This window comes from Mesorhizobium sp. CAU 1732, assembly GCF_039888675.1.
Taxonomy (GTDB): domain Bacteria; phylum Pseudomonadota; class Alphaproteobacteria; order Rhizobiales; family Rhizobiaceae; genus Aerobium.
Genome location: NZ_JBDQQR010000001.1, coordinates 3,271,623 through 3,293,139, shown reverse-complemented (window position 1 = coordinate 3,293,139; position 21,517 = coordinate 3,271,623). Strand labels below are relative to the sequence as shown.

Sequence of the window (21,517 nt, the reverse complement as noted above, 5' to 3'; positions counted from 1 at the left end):
TCCAGGTGTTCAGGACGACTGACATAGTGCTGATCGCGGTGATGGTGTCGGCGGCCGCCTTCACCTACACGACCAAGCACGCAGCGGAAGCGGAACTGTCGAAGGTCCGCCAGCTCGAGGCCGCGATCCGTTTCGAAGAAGAGACGACCGTTGTGCTCAAGGCCGATTGGAGCCTGCTGACGCAGCCGTCGCGTCTTCAGAAGCTTGCCGAAATCTATCACTCTCAATTGCAGCTTGCGCCCGTCGAGGCGCACCAGATCGGTGACTTCAGCGAGTTGCCGGCGCGGCCGCTGCGCATCGAGGATATCACCGACGGTGCGATGGGCGGCATGGCCGACAGCGGCATCGACACGACGACGACCGGGGGTGTCATCCAATGATCGGTCGGTGGCGCAAGAAGCAGGAACCGGATATCGGCAGCGAACGCATCGTCGTCGAGGGCGTCGCCAAATCCACGGGCGGGCGGGCGCGTACGCGCATCCTGATGACGATGGCGGTGTTTTTCAGCATCTATGGCGTCATCGGGGGACGGCTTGCCTATCTCGGCATGCAGGATTTGGAGCAGGGCGGGCCGATGGCCTCCCGCGTCACAGCCTCGCGGCCCGATATCGTGGATCGCAACGGTGAAGTTCTGGCGACCGACATCAACACGGCTTCGCTGTTCGCCGAGCCGCGCCGGATCGTCGATGCCGACGAAGCGCTTGAAAAACTGCTGACGGTCCTGCCCGATCTCAACATCGAGCAGACCTACAACCGCCTGCGCAGCGATGCCGGCTTCATGTGGCTGCGCCGTCAGTTGTCGCCGCGCCAGCAGCAGGCGATCATGCAACTGGGCATTCCCGGTATCGGCTTCCGCAGCGAAAAGCGCCGCTTCTACCCCGGCGGTCCGACCGCCTCTCACATCCTCGGCCTCGTCAATGTCGACAACAAGGGCATTTCGGGGATGGAGAAGTATATCGACGATCAGGGCCTTGCCGATTTGCAGGCAAGTGGTCTCGCCGTCGCGAAGGATCTCGAGCCGGTTCGGCTGTCGCTGGATTTGCGCGTACAGCACATCCTGCATGACGAACTCACGCAGGCGATGGAGCGCTATCATGCGATCGGCGCCGGCGCGGTGGTGCTGGACGCAAAGACGGGCGAGGTCGTCGCGATGGCGTCGCTGCCCGATTACGACCCCAACAATCCGTTCAATGCCCAGGAAAAGGACCGGCTCAACCGGATGTCCGCGGGCGTCTACGAGATGGGCTCGACCTTCAAGGGCTTCACGCTGGCAATGGCGCTCGACGCCGGCACGGCGACGCTGAACAGCCGCTTCGACGCCTCCCGGCCGATCCAGATCGCGCGCCATACGATCCGCGACTTCCACGGCAAGGGCAGGGTGCTCACCGTGCCGGAAGTCTTCATCTACTCGTCCAACATCGGAACGGCCCGGATGGCCGAGACGGTCAGCGTTCAGGATCACCGCGCCTTCTTCGAGAAGATCGGCCTTCTGACGCGGTTGAGGACGGAACTTCCCGAGGTGGCGACGCCGACCGAGCCGAGGGAGTGGAAGCGCATCCACCAGATCACGATCTCGTTCGGCCACGGTGTCGCAACGACGCCTTTGCAGACTGCGGTTTCTGCTGCGGCGATGCTCAATGGCGGCAAGCTGATCGAGCCGACATTCCTTCCACGCACCGAAGACCAGGCGATGTCGCATGCGTCGCAGGTGATCAAGCCGAACACCAGCGACATGATGCGCTATCTCTTCCGCCTGAACGTGGAAAAGGGCTCCGGGCGTCGTGCCGAGGTTCCCGGTTACTTCGTGGGCGGCAAGACCGGCACCGCGGAAAAAGTCGTGAACGGCCGCTACTCCAACGACAAGCGCTTCAACGCCTTTCTGGCGGGATTCCCCGTCAACGATCCGCAATACATCGTTCTCGTCGTTCTCGACGAACCCAAGCCGGAAAAGCCCGGCATGAGCGCGACGTCAGGCCTGAACACGACGGTCGTGGTCGGCAACATCATTCGCCGCTCTGCCGCCCTGCTTGGCGTAAAGCCCGATTTCGGCCATGAAAGTGGGGCCCTTCTCGTCTCGACACAGTGATTCTTGCAGGAGCCGGGGGGCGACCACGCATTCGGAAACATGAATTTTGATGAAGCTCGACCAGTTCACCGGTGTCCTTCCTGGCATCGACCGCAATGGAGAGGTCGAGGTCGCGGGGATTGCATCGGATTCGCGCCAGGTAACCCACGGGTTTCTGTTCGCGGCGCTGCCCGGCACGCGATCTGACGGCGCAGCCTTCGCGGCCGATGCCGTTGCGCGCGGCGCGATCGCTATCATCGCCGGACAGGGCGCGATCGATGCCGACCTCGGTGTGCCCGTGTTGCGCGTGGACGACCCGCGCCGCACGCTCGCTCTCGTCGCTGCCCGTTTCCATGGACGCCAGCCCGAAACCATGGTCGCCGTCACCGGCACCAGCGGCAAGACCTCGGTCGCGTCGTTCGTTCGCCAGATCTGGGAGCAGGCAGGGTTTGCCGCGGCAAGCATCGGCACCACGGGTGTCGTCGCGCCGGGCCGCAACGACTACGGCTCTCTCACGACACCGGACCCGATCGCCTTGCACAAGCTGCTGGCCGAACTCGCGGAGGCCGGGGTAAGCCATGCGTCCATGGAGGCGTCGAGCCACGGTCTCGACCAGCGCCGGCTGGACGGCGTCGTGCTTGCGGCCGGCGGCTTCACCAATCTGGGCCGCGACCACATGGATTATCATCCGACGGTCGAGGACTATCATCGCGCCAAGATGCGGCTGTTCACGGAGCTGCTGCCGAAAGGCGCTCCCGCCGTGATCTTCGCCGACGATCCCTGGTCCGGTCCGACGATCGCGGCCGCGCAGTCGGCGGGGTTGGAGGTTCTGACGGTCGGCAGGGCGGGAACGTTCCTGCAACTCAAACGCGTCGAGCATGAGCGTCATCGCCAGCGCGCCGAGATCAGCGCTGCGGGAGCGATCCATGAGATCGATCTGCCGCTCGCGGGCGATTTCCAGGTTTCGAATGCACTGGTGGCTGCCGGGCTCGCCATCGCGACCGGGCTGGATTCGGGCCAGGCGTTGCGCGCGCTCGAACGCTTGAAGGGCGCATCCGGCCGCCTCGAACTCGTGGGCACGACCGCTGCCGGTGCGCCGGTCTATGTCGATTACGCGCACAAGCCCGACGCGCTGGAGAATGTGCTGGCGACCGTGCGGCCGTTCACGACTGGCCGCATCGTCGTGGTGTTCGGCTGCGGTGGCGATCGCGATCGCGGCAAGCGGCCCATCATGGGCGAGATCGCGGCGCGGCTTGCCGATGTGGCGATCGTCACGGACGACAATCCGCGCTCCGAAGAACCGGCCTCCATCCGCGCGGCGATATTGGCGGCCGCTCCAGACGCGATCGAAATCGCCGATCGCCGTCGTGCCATTCGCGAGGCGACCGCCATGCTCGGCGCCGGCGACACGCTGATCGTAGCCGGCAAGGGGCATGAGGAAGGCCAGACGATCGGCGACGTAACGCTTCCCTTCTCCGATCATGAAGAAGTGCGTGCCGCTCTTCGGGAGCGTGCCGCATGAACCTGCTGTGGAGAACCGAGGCACTTGTCGGCGCGATGAGCGGGCGGCCGGTCGGCAACATGCCGGCTGGCATCACCGGCATCTCGATCGATACCCGCACGCTTCAGCCCGGCGATGCTTTCTTCGCGATCAAGGGCGATCTGCATGACGGCCACGACTTCGCGACCGCCGCGATCAAGGCCGGCGCGGCGCTGCTGATCGTTGCGGAAGGCAAGTTGCCCGCGCTCGGCCGCATCAACGCACCGATGATCGTCGTGCCCGACGTGCTCGCCGCCCTCGAATCGACCGGCATTGCCGCGCGTGCCCGGGCCAGGGGCAAGATCATCGCCGTGACCGGCTCGGCCGGCAAGACGACGACCAAGGAGGCGTTGCGCCGCGGCCTGTCCGCCGTCGGCCGCGTGCATGCGTCCGACAAGTCGTTCAACAATCACTGGGGCGTGCCGCTGACGCTTGCGCGCCTGCCGGAGGATTGCGAGTTCGCGATCTTCGAAGTCGGCATGAACCATCCCGGCGAAATCCGGCAACTGGTCAAGTTCGTGCGCCCGCACATCGCGCTGGTGACGCTGATCGCGGCGGCGCATCTCGGCCATTTTCGCTCCATGGAAGAGATCGCGCGCGCCAAGGCTGAAATTTTCGAGGGCGTCGAGCGGGGCGGTCATGCGCTGATCAACCGCGACGATCGCCAATGGAAGCTCCTTGATCGCGCGGCGCGCGATGCCGGCATCGAGCATGTCTGGGGATTTGGCGAGCATGCGCGCTCGACCTTCCGCCTCGTGAAATGCCAGCTCGGCGGCGAGAGCTCCGCGATCACGGTCAAGATGGCCGGGCAAGAACTGGCGCTGACGATCGGTGCTCCCGGCCGGCACATGGTGCAGAACGTGCTCGGCGTGCTGGGCGCGGCCTATCTCGCCGGCGCGAACGTTCCAGAGGTCGCAAAGGCGCTCGCCGGGCTTGAAGCCGAGCAGGGGCGCGGCAAGCGTCACATTCTGCGCCATCCGGCCGGTGGCGAGTTCGTGCTGATCGACGAGAGTTACAACGCGAACCCGGCATCGATGCGGGCCGCGCTCGACCTGCTGCGCGCGACGCCTGTCCAGGCTTCCGGACGCCGCATCGCCGTTCTGGGCGACATGCTGGAACTGGGCGTGCACGCACCGAAGCTGCATGCCTCGCTGGCGCAGCCGATCGTGGATTCGACCGCCGACCTCGTTTTCCTGGGCGGTTCCGAGATGGAGGCACTCGCTGAGGCGCTTCCCAAAGACATTGCCGTCCAGCATCTGGCCGGCCATGACGAGATCAAACCCATGCTTTTGGACGCGGTTCGTCCGGGAGACGTGGTGATGATCAAATCGTCGAAGAGCATCGGCTTCTCGAAGCTCGTCGACGCCATGCTTCGTAAATTTCCCGCCGCGGCCAAGGCCGTGCGTGCAACCGAACAGATAAACTGACAGCCGTCGGGGGACGCCGCACATGCTCTTGCTGCTCGTTGGACTCGCCGACCAGGTCTCGGCCTTCAACGTCTTTCGCTACATCACCTTCCGCACCGGAGGGGCGTTGATCACGTCTGCGCTGATCGTCTTCATGTTCGGACCGGCGATCATCAATTCGCTGCGCATCCGCCAGGGACGCGGCCAGCCGATCCGTGCCGATGGCCCGCAGACGCACTTCAAGAAGGCCGGTACGCCGACCATGGGCGGACTGATGATGCTCTCGGGCATCCTGGGTTCGACCCTGCTCTGGGGCAATCTGTCGAGCACCTATGTCTGGGTCGTGATGATGGTGACGCTCGGCTTCGGCGCGATCGGCTTCTATGACGACTATCTGAAGGTGACGAAGCAGTCGGATCTGGGCTTCTCGGGCAAGATGCGGTTGCTGCTCGAATTCATGATCGCCGGCGTTGCAGCCTATCTGATCATGCGGGCCGGGCAGGAGCCGTTTTCCTCCTCGCTGACCTTCCCCTTCGTGAAGGACCTGATCGTCAATCTCGGCATCTTCTTCATCCCGTTCGCGGCGTTCGTGATGGTGGGTGCCGGTAATGCGGTCAACATGACCGACGGGCTGGACGGGCTGGCGATCGTGCCGGTGATGGTCGCCGCCGCATCCTTCGGCGTCATCGCCTATCTCGCCGGTAACGCCGTCTTCGCCGACTATCTGCAGATCCATTTCACACCCGGCACGGGCGAACTCTCGGTGGTGCTCGGCGCGGTCATCGGGGCCGGTCTCGGCTTCCTGTGGTTCAATGCGCCGCCGGCGGCCATCTTCATGGGCGACACCGGATCGCTGGCGCTCGGCGGCCTGATCGGCGCGGTCGCAGTCGCGGCCAAGCACGAGATCGTGCTTGCGATCATCGGGGGACTGTTCGTCGTCGAGATCATGTCGGTGATCATCCAGGTCACCTGGTTCAAGCTGACGGGAAAGCGCGTCTTCCTGATGGCGCCGATCCATCATCATTTCGAGAAGCTCGGCTGGACGGAAAGCCAGGTCGTGATCCGGTTCTGGATCATCGCGGTCATCCTGGCGCTGATCGGCCTTTCGACGCTCAAGCTGAGATGATCCGATGATCAAGGTCTCCACCTTCAGCGGACGCAGCGTCGGACTCTTCGGGCTCGGTGGTTCGGGGATCGCGACCGCGCGCGCCCTCGTCGAGGGTGGAGCGATCGTGACCGCGTGGGACGACAATCCCGACAGCGTCGAGCGCGCGCGGGGCGAAGGCATCCCGGTTTCCGATCTCGCGCAGGCGGATTGGTCTGCGTTCTCGACTTTCGTCCTGTCGCCGGGCGTCCCGCTGACGCATCCGAAGCCGCATTGGACCGTCGATCTCGCGAGAGGCGCCGGCGTGGAGATCATCGGCGACATCGAACTGTTCGCGCGCGAACGCGCAGCCATGGCGCCCGACGCGCCGTTCATCGCGGTGACCGGCACGAACGGCAAATCGACGACCACGGCGCTGATCGCTCACATTCTCGCTGCATCGGGCCGCGATACGCAGATGGGCGGCAATATCGGCCGCGCGATCATGACGCTCGATCCGCTCGCCGCCGATCGCTTTTATGTCGTGGAATGCTCGTCCTACCAGATCGAGCTTGCACCCTCGATCAATCCGACGGCGGGCATTCTTCTCAACCTGACGCCCGACCATCTCGACAGGCACGGCACCATGCAGCGCTATGCCGAGGTGAAGGAGCGGCTGGTGGCGGGCAGCGAGACCGCGATCATCGGCGTCGACGATGCCTCGTGCGCGCAAATCGCCGAGCGGCTGGAGCGCTGCGGCAAGGAGGTGATCCGCATCTCCAAACGCCTGCCGCTAACGGATGGCTACTACGCCGACGGCACCGACCTGATGGAAGCGGTTCACGGCCAGTACAGCCGGATCGGCTTCCTCGAAGGCGTGGGATCGCTGCGCGGCCAGCACAATGCGCAGAACGCGCTTGCGGCCGTCGCGGCCTGTTTGAAGGTCGGTCTCGACCTTGGCGAAATCCAGTCCGGGCTCGAGAGCTTTCCGGGCCTCGCGCACCGCATGGAGCAGGTCGGGCGGCGCGGCAAGGTGCTCTTCATCAACGATTCCAAGGCGACCAATGCGGATGCCGCGGCACCCGCGCTGTCGAGCTTCCAGCGGATCTACTGGATCGCGGGCGGCCTGGCGAAAGAGGGCGGCATCGAGACGCTTCGGAGCTATTTCCCGCGCATCGCGAAGGCTTACCTGATCGGCGAGGCGGCGCCTGCGTTTTCGGCGACGCTGGGCGGATCGGCACCGTATGAAATCTCGGGGACGCTCGCGGCCGCACTCAGCCATGCAGCGGCGGATGCCGCGCAGGATGACGGGCAGGAGGCGGTGGTGATGCTGTCGCCGGCCTGCGCCAGTTTCGACCAGTTCAGGAATTTCGAGGTCAGGGGCGACGCCTTTCGCGAGGCGGTCCTGGCGCTCGATGGCATCGAGCCAATCGGAGGGCAACGCTGATGGTCAGCCGTGTAGACAGAGGACGTGTGTCGAACTGGTGGTGGACGATCGACCGCTGGTTCTTTGCTGCATTCCTGACCCTGATGGGTCTGGGGGTGGTGCTGTCGTTCGCGGCGAGCCCCGCGGTCGCGGAGCGCATCGGCCTCGACAGCTATCATTTCGTCACCCGCCAGATGATGTTCATGCTGCCCGCACTGGTCGTGATGATCGGCGTGTCGTTCCTCAATTCGCGGCAGGTGCGACGTCTCGCACTGGTGATGCTCGCCGGCTCGCTCGTTCTGATGGTCGTGGCGCTCTATTTCGGTGTCGAGATCAAGGGTTCGCGGCGCTGGGTGCATATCGCCGGCATCTCGATCCAGCCTTCCGAATACATGAAGCCCGCCTTCGTGATCATCTGCGCGTGGCTGTTCTCCGAACATGCGCGCCGTCCCGACATTCCGGGCAATCTGTTCGCGATGATCCTGCTGGGCGTGGTCCTGGCGCTTCTGGTCGCGCAGCCCGACCTGGGACAGACGCTTCTGGTGCTCGCTACCTGGGGCGTGATGTTCTTCATGGCCGGCATGCCCTGGTTCTGGATCGTCGTCCTCGGCGGCGCAGGCATCGGCGTGGCCTTCGCGGGGTATACGTTCTTCCCGCACGTCGCCGAGCGCATCGACCGCTTCCTGACGGGCGAAGGCGATACGTTCCAGGTCGATATGGGCCGGGACGCGCTGATACGCGGGGGATGGCTCGGTCAGGGACCGGGCGAGGGCACGGTAAAGCGCATCCTTCCCGACAGTCACACCGACTTCGTGTTTGCGGTCGCGGGCGAGGAGTTCGGCATCATCGTCTGCCTCTTGATCGCCGGCCTGTTCGCCTTCGTGGTGCTGCGCGGGCTTGCCAAGTCGACGCGCGAGAGCGACGATTTTTCACGATACGCCGTGTCGGGCCTCGTCGTGCTCTTCGGGCTCCAGTCCATCATCAATATGGGCGTCAACCTTCAGCTTCTGCCGGCCAAGGGCATGACGCTGCCGTTCATCTCCTATGGCGGCTCGTCGCTGGTCGCGATGGCGATCTCGATGGGCATGGTGCTCGCGCTGTCGCGCAAGGACCCGCAGAAGCGGATCCGCGTGGGCGAACCGCGCATCGGCGCGTCCATGCAGCCGGCCGAGTAGCGCGCAGCATGGCGAAAGGCACGATCCTGCTCGCCGCCGGGGGGACCGGCGGCCATCTCTTTCCGGCGGAAGCGCTCGCTCACGAACTGATCGCGCGTGGCTGGGCCGTGCATCTGGCCACCGACAGCCGCGCGGGGCGCTTTGCCGGCACTTTTCCGGCTGCCGAAATCCATGCCATCGCGTCGGCGACCATCGGGTCGAAGAACCCGGTCGCGCTGGCACGTGCGTTCTGGGCCATCTGGAGCGGCGCGCGCGAGGCAGGCAAGGTGATCGCCGAGATCAAGCCGAAGGTGGTGATCGGCTTCGGCGGCTACCCGACATTGCCGCCGGTCTGGGCTGCGACACGGCGCGGCGTGCCGACGATCGTCCATGAACAGAATGCGGTGATGGGGCGCGCCAACAAGGCGCTGGCCGGCCGGGTAACAGCGATCGCAGGCGGGTTCCTGCCGGCCGGGGCCGGCATCCACGCCGGCAAGACCGTCGTGACCGGCAATCCGGTGCGGCCTGCGGTGCTGGAGGCTGCTGGGCAGCCTTACAGCCAGTCGGCAGCAGGCCAGCCATTCAACCTGCTCGTCTTCGGCGGCAGCCAGGGTGCGCAGTTCTTTTCCGATGCCATTCCCGCAGCCATCGCGCTCCTGCCGGACGAGTTGCGCGCCCGTCTTCGCGTCGTCCAGCAGGCGCGCAAGGAAGATGAGACGGCTGTTCGCGGCGCCTATGAAAAACTCGGCGTGCCCGCCGAGGTATCACCCTTCTTCGGTGACATGTCCGCGCGGATCGCGCATGCGCATCTGGTGATCTCACGGTCCGGCGCATCCACCGTCTCCGAGATCGCGGCGATCGGGCGGCCCGCGATCCTCGTGCCCTATCCGCATGCGCTCGATCATGACCAGGCTGCGAATGCCGCAGCACTTGCGGCGGCCGGAGGCGCGGAGGTATGCCCGCAGGCATCGCTGTCGCCTGAAACGATTGCTGCTAAGCTCACCGATCTCATGACCCAGCCGCAGAGATGCGCGGACATGGCAGCCGGCGCGAAATCCGCCGGCAGACCCGACGCCACACGGTTGCTCGCCGACCTCGCAGAGGCTATTGCGTCGGGCCAATCCGTCGAAGCGTTCAAAGGGAGAGTGCAGGCATGAAGATGCCGCAGACAATCGGCGTCGTGCATTTCATCGGCATTGGCGGCATCGGAATGAGCGGCATCGCCGAGGTGCTGCACAATCTCGGCTACCAGGTGCAGGGATCCGACCAGGCAGACAGCGCCAATGTGCAGCGTCTGCGCGACAAGGGCATCACCTGTTTTGTGGGGCATGGCGCCGAAAACCTCGGTGCTGCCGAAGTCGTGGTCGTGTCGACCGCAGTGAAGAAAACCAACCCCGAACTGATCGCCGCGCGCGAAAAGCTTTTGCCGATCGTGCGACGGGCGGAGATGCTGGCCGAGCTCATGCGCTTCCGCAATGCGATCGCGATTGGCGGAACGCACGGCAAGACGACCACGACGTCGATGGTCGCGACGCTGCTCGATGCCGGCGGGCTCGATCCGACCGTGGTCAATGGCGGCATCATCAACGCCTACGGCACCAATGCGCGCATGGGCGGCGGTGAGTGGATGGTCGTCGAGGCCGACGAGAGCGACGGGACGTTCCTCAAGCTGCCGGCCGATATCGCGGTGGTCACGAATATCGATCCCGAGCATCTCGATCATTACGGGTCGTTCGACAAGGTGCGCGAGGCGTTTCGCCAGTTCGTCGAGAACGTGCCGTTTTACGGCTTCGGCGTGATGTGCATCGACCATCCGGAGGTTCAATCCCTGGTCAGCCGCATCGAGGACCGGCGTGTCGTCACCTATGGCGAAAACCCGCAATCGGATGTGCGCTTTACGAATGTGCGCATGGATGGCGCGACGTCCGTCTTCGACGTCACCATCCGCGACCGGAAGTCCGGCGAGGCCACGGAGATGGAGGGGCTGCGCCTGCCGATGCCCGGCCGTCATAACGTCGCCAACGCGACCGCTGCGATCGCCGTATCGCACCAGCTCGGCATGACCGCCGACGACATCAGGCGCGGCCTGTCGTCGTTCGGCGGCGTCAAGCGGCGCTTCACCAACACCGGCTCATGGAACGGCGCGCAAATCTTCGACGACTACGGACATCATCCGGTCGAGATCAAGGCCGTGCTGCGCGCCGCGCGCGAAGCCTGCCAGGGCAGGGTGATCGCCATCGCGCAACCGCACCGCTTCACGCGCCTGCGCGACTTGTTCGACGATTTCGCGGCGTGCTTCAACGACGCCGATGTCGTCATGATCGCGCCCGTCTATGCGGCGGGCGAAGACCCGATCGAGGGCATCGACGCTGAACATCTCGTGGGACGCATTCGCGCCGGCGGACATCGCGACGCCCGCACCATCGACGGGCCATCGGCGATCGCACCGCTCGTTCGCGATCTCGCGCGTGACGGCGACTTCGTCGTGCTGCTCGGTGCGGGCAACATCACCCAGTGGGCTTACGCGCTGCCCAAGGAACTCGAGGCCGGCGCATGACGGACGGCGCGGCTTTGCTGGCGCGTCTGGGCGATGCGGTAAACGGCATTCGCGGACGGCTGACGCCCGACGCGCCGATGGACGCGATCACCTGGTTTCGCGCCGGCGGCCCGGCCGAGTTGCTTTTCCAGCCTGCCGACGAGGAGGATTTGTCGAATCTCCTCAGAGTGTTGCCGACGGACGTTCCTGTCATGGTTGTGGGTGTGGGCTCCAACCTTCTGGTTCGTGAGGGCGGGATACGCGGTGTCGTCATCCGGCTTTCCGCAAAGGGGTTCGGCGCCGTCGAGGCGATCGGCGACAACAGGATCAGGGCAGGCGCGGCGGTGCCCGACAAGCGCGTGGCCGCCGCAGCGCTGGAAGCCGGTATCGGCGGGTTTCATTTCTACCACGGCATCCCCGGCGCGATCGGCGGTGCGCTGCGCATGAATGCGGGCGCCAACGGCGTCGAGACGCGCGACCGTGTCGTGTCCGTCCGCGCCATCGATCGCGGCGGCGACGTTCACGAATTTTCCAATGGGCAGATGGGCTATGCCTACCGGCACTCGTCGGCGCCGAAGGATATGATCTTCGTCTCCGCCGAGTTCGAAGGCTTCGCGGAAGACCCCGTCGCGATCCGGGCGGCGATGGATGCCGTGCAGACGCACCGCGAGACGGTCCAGCCGATCAAGGAAAAGACCGGCGGCTCCACCTTCAAGAACCCGGACGGCACGTCGGCCTGGAAGGAAATCGACCGGGCAGGGTGCCGTGGCGTGATGATCGGCGGCGCGCAGATGTCGCCTATGCACTGCAACTTCATGATCAACACCGGCAACGCCACGGGATACGACCTTGAGTATCTGGGCGAGACGGTGCGGGCGACGGTGCTCGAACATTCGGGCATCAGGCTCGAATGGGAGATCAAGCGGCTCGGCGCGTTCAAGCGCGGTCGCGAGGTGCAGGAGTTTCTGGGGCAGCTTCTCTAGGACGCGCTGACGCCGGGGAGCGCCAGCGCCGACTGATCGGCTCGTCTCTCGTTCGGGCTTCGAATCCCTCCGCGGTGATGAGGTATCCGCGATCACGTGCGCTTGCGATATGCGCAGCCATCTGTCGCAAAGCGTGACCGCAAGCGGGCTTGCATTTTTCCGACGGCGCGCATCTCCCCTCTGATTCTGCAAGAAAAATCACCGATCGTTCCACAGGCTCTTGCCGCAGACTCCAAGCTCTGATTCCTTAGGGCAGATTCGTTTTCCAGTTTGAGTCGAGCACGCGTTTGTCTCGCGTCCCGGTCTGGCAGTGCGGCTGCCGGAGTGGTTGGACTCAAGCTTGCGGAATTGCGATTGGCCCGACCGAAGAGGGGAATTGCCGGGCATGGCGAAGAAGCATGTAGCTGTCCTTCTGGGCGGGTTTTCATCGGAGAGACAGGTCTCGCTCTGGTCCGGCAATCCATGTGCCGATGCGCTCGAGGCGGAGGGCTACACGGTCACGCGGGTCGATGTGGGGCGCGACGTGGCCACGGTGCTCTCCGAGCTTCGTCCCGATGTCGCGTTCAATGCGCTGCACGGCCCCTATGGCGAGGACGGCACCATTCAGGGCATCCTCGAATATCTGCAGATCCCGTATACGCATTCCGGCGTGCTCGCCTCGGCGCTTGCGATGAACAAGGAGCAGGCCAAACGCGTCGCGAAGGCTGCAGGCATTCCTGTCGCCGAATCGAAAGTCATGAACCGTTTCGATATCGGCAACACGCATCCGATGAAGCCGCCTTACGTGGTCAAACCGGTCAGCGAAGGGTCGAGCTTCGGCGTCGTGATCGTGAAGGAGGATCAGTCGCATCCGCCGCAGGTCATCAGCTCCACGGAGTGGCGCTACGGCGACACGGTAATGGTCGAGCGGTTCATCCATGGACGCGAGCTGACATGCGCGGTCATGGGCGATGTGGCGCTTGGCGTGACCGAGATCATTCCGGTCGGTCACACATTCTACGATTTTGATTCAAAATATGCCGAGGGCGGCTCAAAACACGAATGCCCCGCAAAAGTTTCATCCTTTATTTACCAAAAAGTACAGACACTGGCGCTCAAGGCACACCAAGCGATTGGCTGCCGCGGCGTCTCCCGGTCGGACTTCCGTTACGACGATCGCCATTCCGAAAATGGCGAGCTGATCTGGCTGGAAGTCAACACGCAGCCGGGAATGACGCCGACGTCGCTGGTGCCTGAGATTGCCGCGCAAGCGGGACATAATTTTGGTGAGCTCCTGAGTTGGATGGTGGAGGACGCTTCGTGTTTGCGTTGACGTCAGGTCAGAGCAGCGGTTCCGGCGCAGATTCGCGCGGACGCTGGCTGCGGGCATCTGGTGGTTTTGTTCTTCCGCGCTGGCTGCGCAAGCCGGCTCGCTTTTTTGCGCGTTTCGTCTCCGGCGAGATCGAGGCTCCGCCCTATACGATGGCGGCTCTGTCTGCCGGTGTGATTGGCGCGTTCTCGATCTATGGCGCGGTGATCGGCGGTCATTTGCCATCGGCTGTACAGGCGGTTACGGCGCGCACGGGTTTCGCCATCGACGAAATTCGTGTCAGCGGCAATGTGGAGACCTCGGAGATCGATATCTTCGATCGCGTCGGCCTGGATGGCTGGACCTCTCTCGTCGGGTTCGATCCGGAGGAGGCGCGCCAGCGCATTGCGAGCCTTCCCTGGGTCGAGACTGCGTCGGTGCGCAAAATCTATCCGGCAACGTTGGAAGTGAAGGTCGTCGAGCGCGCGCCTTACGCGATCTGGCAGCAGGGCAGCCGCTTGTCGCTGATCGAGGAAAATGGCGAGGTCATCGCGCCGGTGTCCGGTTCGCGGCATCTGGCGCTGCCGCTGGTCGTCGGTGCGGGTGCCGAAGGTCCGGCGGCCGATTTCATCGCCAAGGTCGCGGCCTACCCGGAACTCGCGTCGCGGATCCGCGGCTACGTTCGCATATCGGATCGGCGCTGGAACCTGCGACTGGAGAACGGCATCACCATCAAACTTCCCGAGGTTGGCGAGGATCAGGCCATTGCCGACCTGCTCGCGCTCGACAAGGACCATGCGCTGCTGTCGCGCGATATCGAAACCGTGGACATGCGGTTTGGCGATCGTCTGATCGTCAAGCTGAGCACCGATGCCGCAGAGGCCCGCGAGGCTTCCCTCAAGGAGCGCCTCGGCAAGAGATACAAGCCGGCGGAGCGGCAGATATGAGCTGGCTTGGTGGACAAAACGATTCGACGGCCGGACGCTCCGGTATCGTCACCGTGCTCGATGTCGGCTCCACGAAAGTGTGCTGCGTCATCGGCAACCTGAAGCCTTGCGAGGAGAGCGAGCGCCTTCCCGGCCGCACGCACAAGGTCAAGGTCATCGGCATCGGGCACCAGAAGTCGCTGGGCGTGAAGTCGGGCGTCATCATCGATCTCGACCGTGCCGAGCAGTCGATCAGGCTGGCGGTCGATGCGGCCGAGCGCATGGCTGGCCTGACCGTCGAATCGCTGTTCGTGAACGTGTCGGCCGGTCGGATGAAAAGCTCGGTCTATTCGTCGTCGGTCAATCTGGGCGGTCACGAAGCGGGCGAGGCCGACATCAAGCGCGTCCTGGCAGCGGGCGCCAAGCAGGCGCTGCGCGCCGAACGCGAAGTCGTCCATGCGCTGCCGATCGGCTTCTCGCTCGACACCGAGCGCGGCATGCGCGACCCACGCGGCATGATCGGAGACCAGCTCGGCGTCGACATGCACGTTCTGACGGCAGACGGCGCGCCGCTGCGCAATCTCGAACTGTGCGTGAACCGCTCGCATCTCTCCGTCGAGCGCATGGTCGCGACGCCCTATGCCAGCGGCCTGTCGGCGCTCGTCGACGATGAGGCCGAGATGGGTGCCGCCTGCATCGACATGGGCGGCGGCACGACCACGATCTCGATCTTCGCGGAAGGCAAGTTCGTCCATGCGGAAGTGCTGCCCATCGGCGGCGGCCATGTGACGATGGATCTCGCGCGCGGCCTCTCGACGCGCAAGGAACACGCCGAGCGGCTCAAGGTCATGCATGGCTCGGCCTTGCCGTCGGCCGACGACGATCGCGACATGGTCACCATCCATCCGATGGGACCCGATGATGGCGAGGTGCCGCAGCAGGCGCCGCGCGCCGTCATGAACAAGATCATCCGCGCCCGCATCGAGGAGACCCTCGAGATCGTGCGCGACCATCTGAACAAGTCCGGCTTCGGAAGCGTCGTGGGCAAGCGCGTCGTGCTGACGGGCGGCGCGAGCCAACTCGCCGGCCTTCCGGAAGCAGCGCGGCGGATCCTGGCGCGCAATGTGCGGCTTGGACGGCCGCTCGGCGTGACCGGTCTGCCGGAGGCGGCCAAGGGGCCGGCCTTCGCGACCACGGTCGGGCTGCTCATTTATCCTCAGGTTGCAAGTTTCGAGAGCCGGTACGGCAAGGGAGGTAGCATGCGTTTCAAGGCTACCGGTACCGGCGGCAGACTCCAGCGCGTAAGTCAGTGGTTTAGAGACAGTTTTTGAATCAAGCGGGGACACCCCACGCAGCCGCGGCGGCGAAGCGGCGGGAAAGGCAAAGGACGGAGACAATGACCATCAATCTGCAGAAGCCGGACATCACCGAGCTCAAGCCACGCATCACCGTGTTCGGTGTCGGCGGCGGCGGCGGCAATGCCGTCAACAACATGATCACGGCCGGCCTGAGGGGCGTCGACTTCGTGGTTGCAAACACCGACGCGCAGGCGCTGACGATGTCGAAGTCGGATCGCCTGATCCAGCTCGGCGCCCACGTCACCGAGGGGCTCGGCGCCGGTTCGCAGCCGGAAGTCGGCCGTGCGGCGGCTGAAGAGTGCATCGACGAGATCGTCGATCACCTCTCCAACACCCACATGTGCTTCGTCACCGCCGGCATGGGCGGCGGAACCGGCACCGGTGCTGCCCCCGTCGTTGCGCGTGCGGCGCGCGAAAAGGGCATCCTCACCGTCGGCGTCGTCACCAAGCCGTTCCACTTCGAAGGCCAGCGCCGCATGAAGACCGCGGACCTCGGCATCGAGGAACTGCAGAAGTGCGTCGACACGCTGATCGTCATCCCGAACCAGAACCTGTTCCGGATCGCCAACGACAAGACCACCTTCGCCGATGCTTTCGCGATGGCCGACCAGGTGCTCTATTCGGGCGTCGCCTGCATCACCGACCTGATGGTCAAGGAAGGCCTCATCAATCTCGACTTCGCCGACGTTCGTTCGGTGATGCGCGAGATGGGCAAGGCGATGATGGGCACCGGCGAAGCATCCGGCGACGGCCGCGCAATGGCTGCCGCGGAGGCCGCGATCGCCAATCCGCTCCTCGACGAGACCTCGATGAAGGGCGCGCGTGGCCTGCTGATCTCCATCACCGGCGGCCGCGACATGACGCTGTTCGAAGTCGACGAGGCTGCAACCCGCATCCGTGAAGAAGTCGACCAGGAAGCCAACATCATCCTCGGCGCGACGTTCGACGAGGAACTGGAAGGCGTCATCCGCGTCTCGGTCGTTGCGACCGGCATCGACAAGGCGGCAGCCGACATCAACACGGCGCCGATCCAGATCCGCCAGGCGCCGCAGAAGCCGATCCAGCAGCAGCGTCCCGTCGAGGTGCGCCCTGCAGCAGCGGCACCCGTCATGCAGGAAGCGCCGCGCGCTTCCGACCCGGTCGCCGAAGCCATCCGCATCGCCGAGATGAACGCCGAACTCGCGGCGGCACCAACGCATGCGGCACCCGAGCCGGCATTCCGCCCGCACAGCAAGCTGTTCCAGCAGCCGGTCGAGCAGGCGCCAGCACCGCAGCAGGTTCATCATCAGGAGCCGATGCGTGCGGCACCCGTCGAGATGGCCCCGCAGATGGCTCAGCCGGTCCAGCCGCGCATGCCGCGCGTGGAAGACTTCCCGCCGGTGGTTCGCGCCGAGATGCAGGGCGGACATGCCGATCATCACGACAATGAGGAGCGGGGCCCGATGGGTCTGCTCAAGCGCCTGACCGCCGGTCTGTCGCGTCGTGAGGAAGAGCCTGCACGTCTGCAGCCCGCGCAGCCGCGCGAGCCGCGCCTTCGTCAGCCGGCCCCCGAGGCGCGTCGCGCACCGAGCCCGGACGCGCAGGTCTATGCTCCCAAGCGTGGCCAGCTCGACGATCAGGGCCGCCTTTCCGTGCAGCCGCGTGCGGCTCAGGACGACGATCAGCTGGAGATTCCGGCCTTCCTTCGCAGGCAGGCAAACTAGCCCTTCACGTCGCGTAACGAATTGTAACGAGCGGGCGCTTCGGCGTCCGCTTTCGTGCCCGAAAGAGTCAGTGATAACAAAGCGTTAACGTTGCGCGTTCGATTGTTGTGCGGCGTAACAGTAGGTAAGAAACCGTGATTTGGAGTCTCCTGTCCGTCACATTATCTTCGCCGCAACCGTAGCGGTCGGGGATTCGTGGGGATGAGAGTCCACCAACCGTCAGTAGAACCGCAGTCGAAATGACGACGCAGCGGGCGTATTTGGGACGGGTTTATGGGGATTGACTTGCACGATTACCAGACGACGCTCAAGTCGCGCGTGTCGCTGTCCGGCATGGGTGTTCACAGCGGAAAGCCCGTTTCCATCCATTTCAATCCGGCGGATGCTGACACCGGAATCGTGTTCTCGCGTATCGACGGGGACGGCGATTCGGTGGAGTTGCGCGCGCTGGTGGCTGAGGTCGGTGGAACCGATCTTTGCACGGCGCTGGGCGATCTTGACGGTGTTCACGTCGCAACCGTCGAGCATCTGCTCGCCGCGCTTTCGTCACTCGGTCTGGATAATGTCCTGATCGAGATCGATGGCAACGAAGTGCCGATCCTCGATGGCAGCGCAATGATGTTCGTCGAGGCGTTCGATCAGGCCGGCATCGTGCAGCAGTCGGTCAAGCGTCGCTATATCAGGATCATCAAGCCTGTCCGCATCGAGAGCGGTCCGTCCTGGGCTGAATTCAAGCCTTATGACGGCACGCGATTCGAGGTCGAGATCGATTTCGAGAGCCCGGTCATCGGACGCCAGTTCTTCGCTGCCGATATTACGCCGGAGGTTTTTCGGCGTGACATTGCGCGGGCACGCACCTTCGGTTTCATGAAGGATGTCGAGCGTCTCTGGGCGGCCGGCTATGCACTCGGTTCCTCGCTCGAGAATTCTGTGGTGATCGGCGACGACGATCGCGTCATCAACATCGAGGGCCTGCGCTATCCGAACGAGTTCGTGCGTCACAAGATGCTGGACGCGTTGGGCGACCTGGCGCTTGCCGGCGCGCGCTTCATCGGCTGCTTCCGCTCCTATCGCGGCGGGCATCGTCTCAATGCCGCGGCACTTCGCAGGCTCCTGTCCGACCGCTCGGCTTTCGAAGTCGTCGAGACCGGTCGTCGCGAGCGTGGTCGCGGTGCCGAGATGATCGCCGTCAATGCGCCGGTCTACGCGCCCTGGATGATCTGATCACCGCTTCGACGAGCCGGGACAGTGAGCTGTCCCTCATGGTTTACGACGTCTTAAACAGGCGTCATGCGCCGCCACAAAAAAGCGCCATTGCGTGGCAACAACGTTGCCGAGGGGCGGCAGTTCGATTAAGACTGCCGCGACGTCTGCTTACTGAACGCCAGAGGGGCGAGTACCCGTTATGACTGAATTTCGGACAGCCGCTGCCGAGAGGCGCCGCCGCTCATTTGGGCTGGTTGCATCTGCTTTGGTGCTGCCCTTGATCGTTTCGGCCTGCGCCACCGAGCGCGACGTCGATCTCGCATCCTATGTCGACACCGTGGAACCCGCCGACGCGCTGTACAATCAGGGCCTTGCGAACCTCGAAGCGGGCCGCATGACGGAAGCCGCGCGCAAGTTCGAAGCGGTCGATCGCCAGCATCCCTATTCGGAATATGCACGTCGCTCGATGGTGATGAACGCGTTCTCCAACTACCGCCTCGGCAAGTATGAAGAGGCGATCACGGCGGGCAAGCGCTACGTCTCGCTCTATCCGACCTCCGAGGACGCGGCTTACGCCCAGTACATCGTCGGCCTGAGCTATTTCCGCCAGATTCCCGATGTCACGCGCGACCAGAAAGAGTCGCGGCGCGCCGTCGAGGCCATGCAGGAAGTCGTCGATCGCTGGCCCGAGTCGGAATATGTCGAGGACGCGAACGCGAAGATCCGTTTTGCGCGCGACCAGCTTGCCGGCAAGGAAATGCAGATCGGCCGCTACTATCAGGAACGCCGCGAATACATCGCTTCCGTGAAGCGCTTCCGCAACGTGGTCGAGGTCTATTCCAACACGCGTCACGTCGAGGAAGCGCTCGCGCGCCTGGTCGAAACGTATTACGCGATGGGCCTGGCGTCCGAGGCACAGACCGCAGCCGCGGTTCTGGGCCACAACTATCCGGAAAGCCAGTGGTACAAGGATTCCTACGCGCTCTTGCAGTCGGGCGGCCTGGAACCCCGTGAGAATTCCGGTTCATGGCTCAGCGCCGCCGGCAGACTCATCGCCGGAACCTGACGCTTACGACATAGATGCTCTCACACCTGTCGATCCGCGATATCGTCCTGATCGAGCGGCTCGACATCGATTTTTCGTCGGGTTTGTCGGTGCTGACCGGCGAGACGGGCGCGGGCAAGTCGATTTTGCTCGATGCTCTGTCCCTGACACTTGGCGCCCGCGGCGACGCCTCCCTGGTGCGCAATGGCGCGACCCAGGGCAACGTCACCGCCATCTTCGATGTTCCCACCAACCATCCGGCACGCGATATCCTGCGCAGCAATGCGTTCGATGACGATGGCGATCTCATTTTGCGGCGCATCCAGTCGGCCGACGGACGCAGCCGCGTTTTCGTGAACGATCAGCCGGCGAGCGTGACGCTGCTGCGCGAGATCGGCCGTGCGCTCGTCGAAATCCACGGACAGCATGACGACCGGGCTCTGGTCGATGCCGCTGCGCATCGCGACCTGCTCGATGCGTTCGGCGGGCATGTGGGGGTAGCCCAGTCGGTCGCCCGGGCCTGGAAGACATGGCGCGACAGCGACCAGGCACTTCTGCGGCATCGTGCAAAGGTCGAGGCGGCCGCGCGCGAGGCGGATTATCTGCGCGCCTCCGTGGAGGAACTCTCCAAGCTCGATCCGCAACCGGGCGAAGAATCGGACCTCGCCGATCGGCGCGCCGGGATGATGCGTGCGGAGAAGATCGCGACCGACATAGCCGATGCGCAGGACGTGCTCAGCGGACAGGATTCGGCCGTTCCGCAGCTTGCCAGCCTGCTTCGACGGCTGCAGCGCAAGGCAGGCGAAGTTCCGGGCCTGCTGGACGGAATCATCAAGGCGCTCGACGATTCGTTGATCTCGCTCGATGAGGCACAGGTCGCGGTGGACGAGGCGCTTCGCGCGGCCGAATTCGACCCGCGCGCGCTGGAACAGGCGGAAGAGCGCCTGTTCGCGCTCCGGGCGGTCGCCCGCAAGCATTCCGTTTCGGTGGACGATCTCGCGGCGCTGCGCGACACGATGGCGGCCGATCTGGCCGATCTGGATGCCGGCGAGGAGCGTCTGGCCGGCCTTGAGCGCGACGCGATCGCCGCCCGTGCCGCTTTCGACGAGGCTGCGGCCCATCTGTCGGAATTGCGCAAGGGAACCGCCGGTGCGCTTGCCAAATCGGTGATGAAGGAACTGCCGGCGCTGAAGCTGGAGCGCGCGGAGTTCATCGTCGAAATTACCTCCGAACCCGACAACCGTTCTGAGAGCGGCATCGACGAGATCGAGTTCTGGGTGCGGACCAACCCCGGCACCAAGCCCGGACCGATCATGAAGGTCGCTTCTGGCGGCGAGTTGTCCCGCTTTTTGCTGGCGCTCAAGGTCGCGCTGGCCGACCGTGGCTCCGCGCCGACACTCGTTTTTGATGAAATCGACACCGGCGTCGGGGGCGCGGTCGCGGATGCGATCGGGCAGCGTCTCGCGCGTCTTGCAGAGCGCATTCAGGTCCTGTCCGTCACCCATGCGCCGCAGGTGGCGGCGCGTGCCGGCACGCACTATCTGATCTCGAAATCGGGCGGAGCCGACCGCGTGGCCACCGGCGTCGTATCGTTGGCGCGTGGCGACAGGCAGGAAGAAATCGCGCGCATGCTCGCCGGCGCGACGATCACCGACGAGGCGCGCGCGGCTGCGGACCGGCTGCTGCGCGAGAATGCCTCGGCCGGGTAGGGGGCAAGCGCCCGTTCCTGACAACGCGGTCTTGAGTGGCGCGCTCTTCCGGCTAGTGTGGCGCAGCAAGACCATCTGGATTCTCAGA

17 protein-coding genes are annotated in these 21,517 nt (G+C 64.6%); all 17 read left to right on the top strand.

Going from position 1 to position 21,517, the window contains the following annotated elements; all coding sequences use genetic code 11:
- Positions 1 to 5 precede the first annotated feature (5 nt).
- A complete protein-coding gene (locus tag AAFN55_RS16000; protein WP_347799820.1) occupies positions 6 to 380 on the top strand; it encodes a hypothetical protein in 375 nt (124 codons plus the stop codon).
- Positions 377 to 2,086 (top strand): penicillin-binding protein 2, encoded by a 1,710-nt coding sequence (locus AAFN55_RS15995; RefSeq protein ID WP_347799819.1) that lies wholly within the window; start codon positions 377 to 379, stop codon positions 2,084 to 2,086. Before AAFN55_RS16000 ends, AAFN55_RS15995 begins: the two co-directional genes overlap by 4 nt.
- Positions 2,087 to 2,135: 49 nt before the next feature.
- Complete coding sequence (locus AAFN55_RS15990) at positions 2,136 to 3,587, top strand: UDP-N-acetylmuramoyl-L-alanyl-D-glutamate--2,6-diaminopimelate ligase (RefSeq protein ID WP_347799818.1); 1,452 nt, start codon at positions 2,136 to 2,138, stop codon at positions 3,585 to 3,587.
- Positions 3,584 to 5,032: a UDP-N-acetylmuramoylalanyl-D-glutamyl-2,6-diaminopimelate--D-alanyl-D-alanine ligase gene (locus tag AAFN55_RS15985; RefSeq protein ID WP_347799817.1), complete on the top strand. Its 1,449-nt coding sequence runs from the start codon at positions 3,584 to 3,586 to the stop codon at positions 5,030 to 5,032. The genes AAFN55_RS15990 and AAFN55_RS15985 overlap by 4 nt, the downstream gene beginning before the upstream one ends.
- A 22-nt stretch (positions 5,033 to 5,054) precedes the next feature.
- Positions 5,055 to 6,137 (top strand): phospho-N-acetylmuramoyl-pentapeptide-transferase, encoded by a 1,083-nt coding sequence (mraY, locus tag AAFN55_RS15980; RefSeq protein WP_347799816.1) that lies wholly within the window; start codon positions 5,055 to 5,057, stop codon positions 6,135 to 6,137.
- A 4-nt stretch (positions 6,138 to 6,141) separates the two neighbouring features.
- On the top strand, positions 6,142 to 7,542 hold the full coding sequence (murD, locus tag AAFN55_RS15975) for a UDP-N-acetylmuramoyl-L-alanine--D-glutamate ligase (RefSeq protein WP_347799815.1): 1,401 nt from the start codon (positions 6,142 to 6,144) through the stop codon (positions 7,540 to 7,542).
- Positions 7,542 to 8,696, top strand: coding sequence for a putative lipid II flippase FtsW (gene ftsW / locus AAFN55_RS15970; protein ID WP_347799814.1), 1,155 nt, complete (start codon positions 7,542 to 7,544; stop codon positions 8,694 to 8,696). The genes murD and ftsW overlap by 1 nt, the downstream gene beginning before the upstream one ends.
- 8 nt (positions 8,697 to 8,704) lie before the next feature.
- Positions 8,705 to 9,832, top strand: a complete 1,128-nt coding sequence (murG, locus tag AAFN55_RS15965; protein WP_347799813.1) for an undecaprenyldiphospho-muramoylpentapeptide beta-N-acetylglucosaminyltransferase — start codon at positions 8,705 to 8,707, stop codon at positions 9,830 to 9,832.
- Positions 9,829 to 11,232: a UDP-N-acetylmuramate--L-alanine ligase gene (gene murC, locus AAFN55_RS15960; RefSeq protein WP_347799812.1), complete on the top strand. Its 1,404-nt coding sequence runs from the start codon at positions 9,829 to 9,831 to the stop codon at positions 11,230 to 11,232. Before murG ends, murC begins: the two co-directional genes overlap by 4 nt.
- Positions 11,229 to 12,194 carry a UDP-N-acetylmuramate dehydrogenase gene (gene murB / locus AAFN55_RS15955; protein WP_347799811.1) on the top strand — a complete coding sequence of 322 codons (966 nt, stop codon included), beginning with the start codon at positions 11,229 to 11,231 and terminating at the stop codon, positions 12,192 to 12,194. The genes murC and murB overlap by 4 nt, the downstream gene beginning before the upstream one ends.
- A gap of 385 nt (positions 12,195 to 12,579) precedes the next feature.
- The gene (locus AAFN55_RS15950; RefSeq protein WP_347799810.1) at positions 12,580 to 13,506 is read left to right on the top strand and encodes a D-alanine--D-alanine ligase; all 927 of its coding nucleotides are present in this window, start codon (positions 12,580 to 12,582) and stop codon (positions 13,504 to 13,506) included.
- Complete coding sequence (locus tag AAFN55_RS15945; protein WP_347799809.1) at positions 13,494 to 14,429, top strand: cell division protein FtsQ/DivIB; 936 nt, start codon at positions 13,494 to 13,496, stop codon at positions 14,427 to 14,429. Before AAFN55_RS15950 ends, AAFN55_RS15945 begins: the two co-directional genes overlap by 13 nt.
- The gene (gene ftsA, locus AAFN55_RS15940; RefSeq protein WP_347799808.1) at positions 14,426 to 15,739 is read left to right on the top strand and encodes a cell division protein FtsA; all 1,314 of its coding nucleotides are present in this window, start codon (positions 14,426 to 14,428) and stop codon (positions 15,737 to 15,739) included. Before AAFN55_RS15945 ends, ftsA begins: the two co-directional genes overlap by 4 nt.
- A gap of 65 nt (positions 15,740 to 15,804) precedes the next feature.
- On the top strand, positions 15,805 to 17,469 hold the full coding sequence (gene ftsZ, locus AAFN55_RS15935) for a cell division protein FtsZ (protein ID WP_347799807.1): 1,665 nt from the start codon (positions 15,805 to 15,807) through the stop codon (positions 17,467 to 17,469).
- 273 nt (positions 17,470 to 17,742) lie between these two features.
- Positions 17,743 to 18,693, top strand: a complete 951-nt coding sequence (gene lpxC, locus AAFN55_RS15930) for a UDP-3-O-acyl-N-acetylglucosamine deacetylase (RefSeq protein ID WP_347799806.1) — start codon at positions 17,743 to 17,745, stop codon at positions 18,691 to 18,693.
- Between the two features lie 181 nt (positions 18,694 to 18,874).
- Positions 18,875 to 19,741, top strand: a complete 867-nt coding sequence (locus AAFN55_RS15925; RefSeq protein WP_347799805.1) for an outer membrane protein assembly factor BamD — start codon at positions 18,875 to 18,877, stop codon at positions 19,739 to 19,741.
- A 14-nt stretch (positions 19,742 to 19,755) separates the two neighbouring features.
- Complete coding sequence (recN, locus tag AAFN55_RS15920; RefSeq protein WP_347799804.1) at positions 19,756 to 21,429, top strand: DNA repair protein RecN; 1,674 nt, start codon at positions 19,756 to 19,758, stop codon at positions 21,427 to 21,429.
- Positions 21,430 to 21,517: the final 88 nt, after the last annotated feature.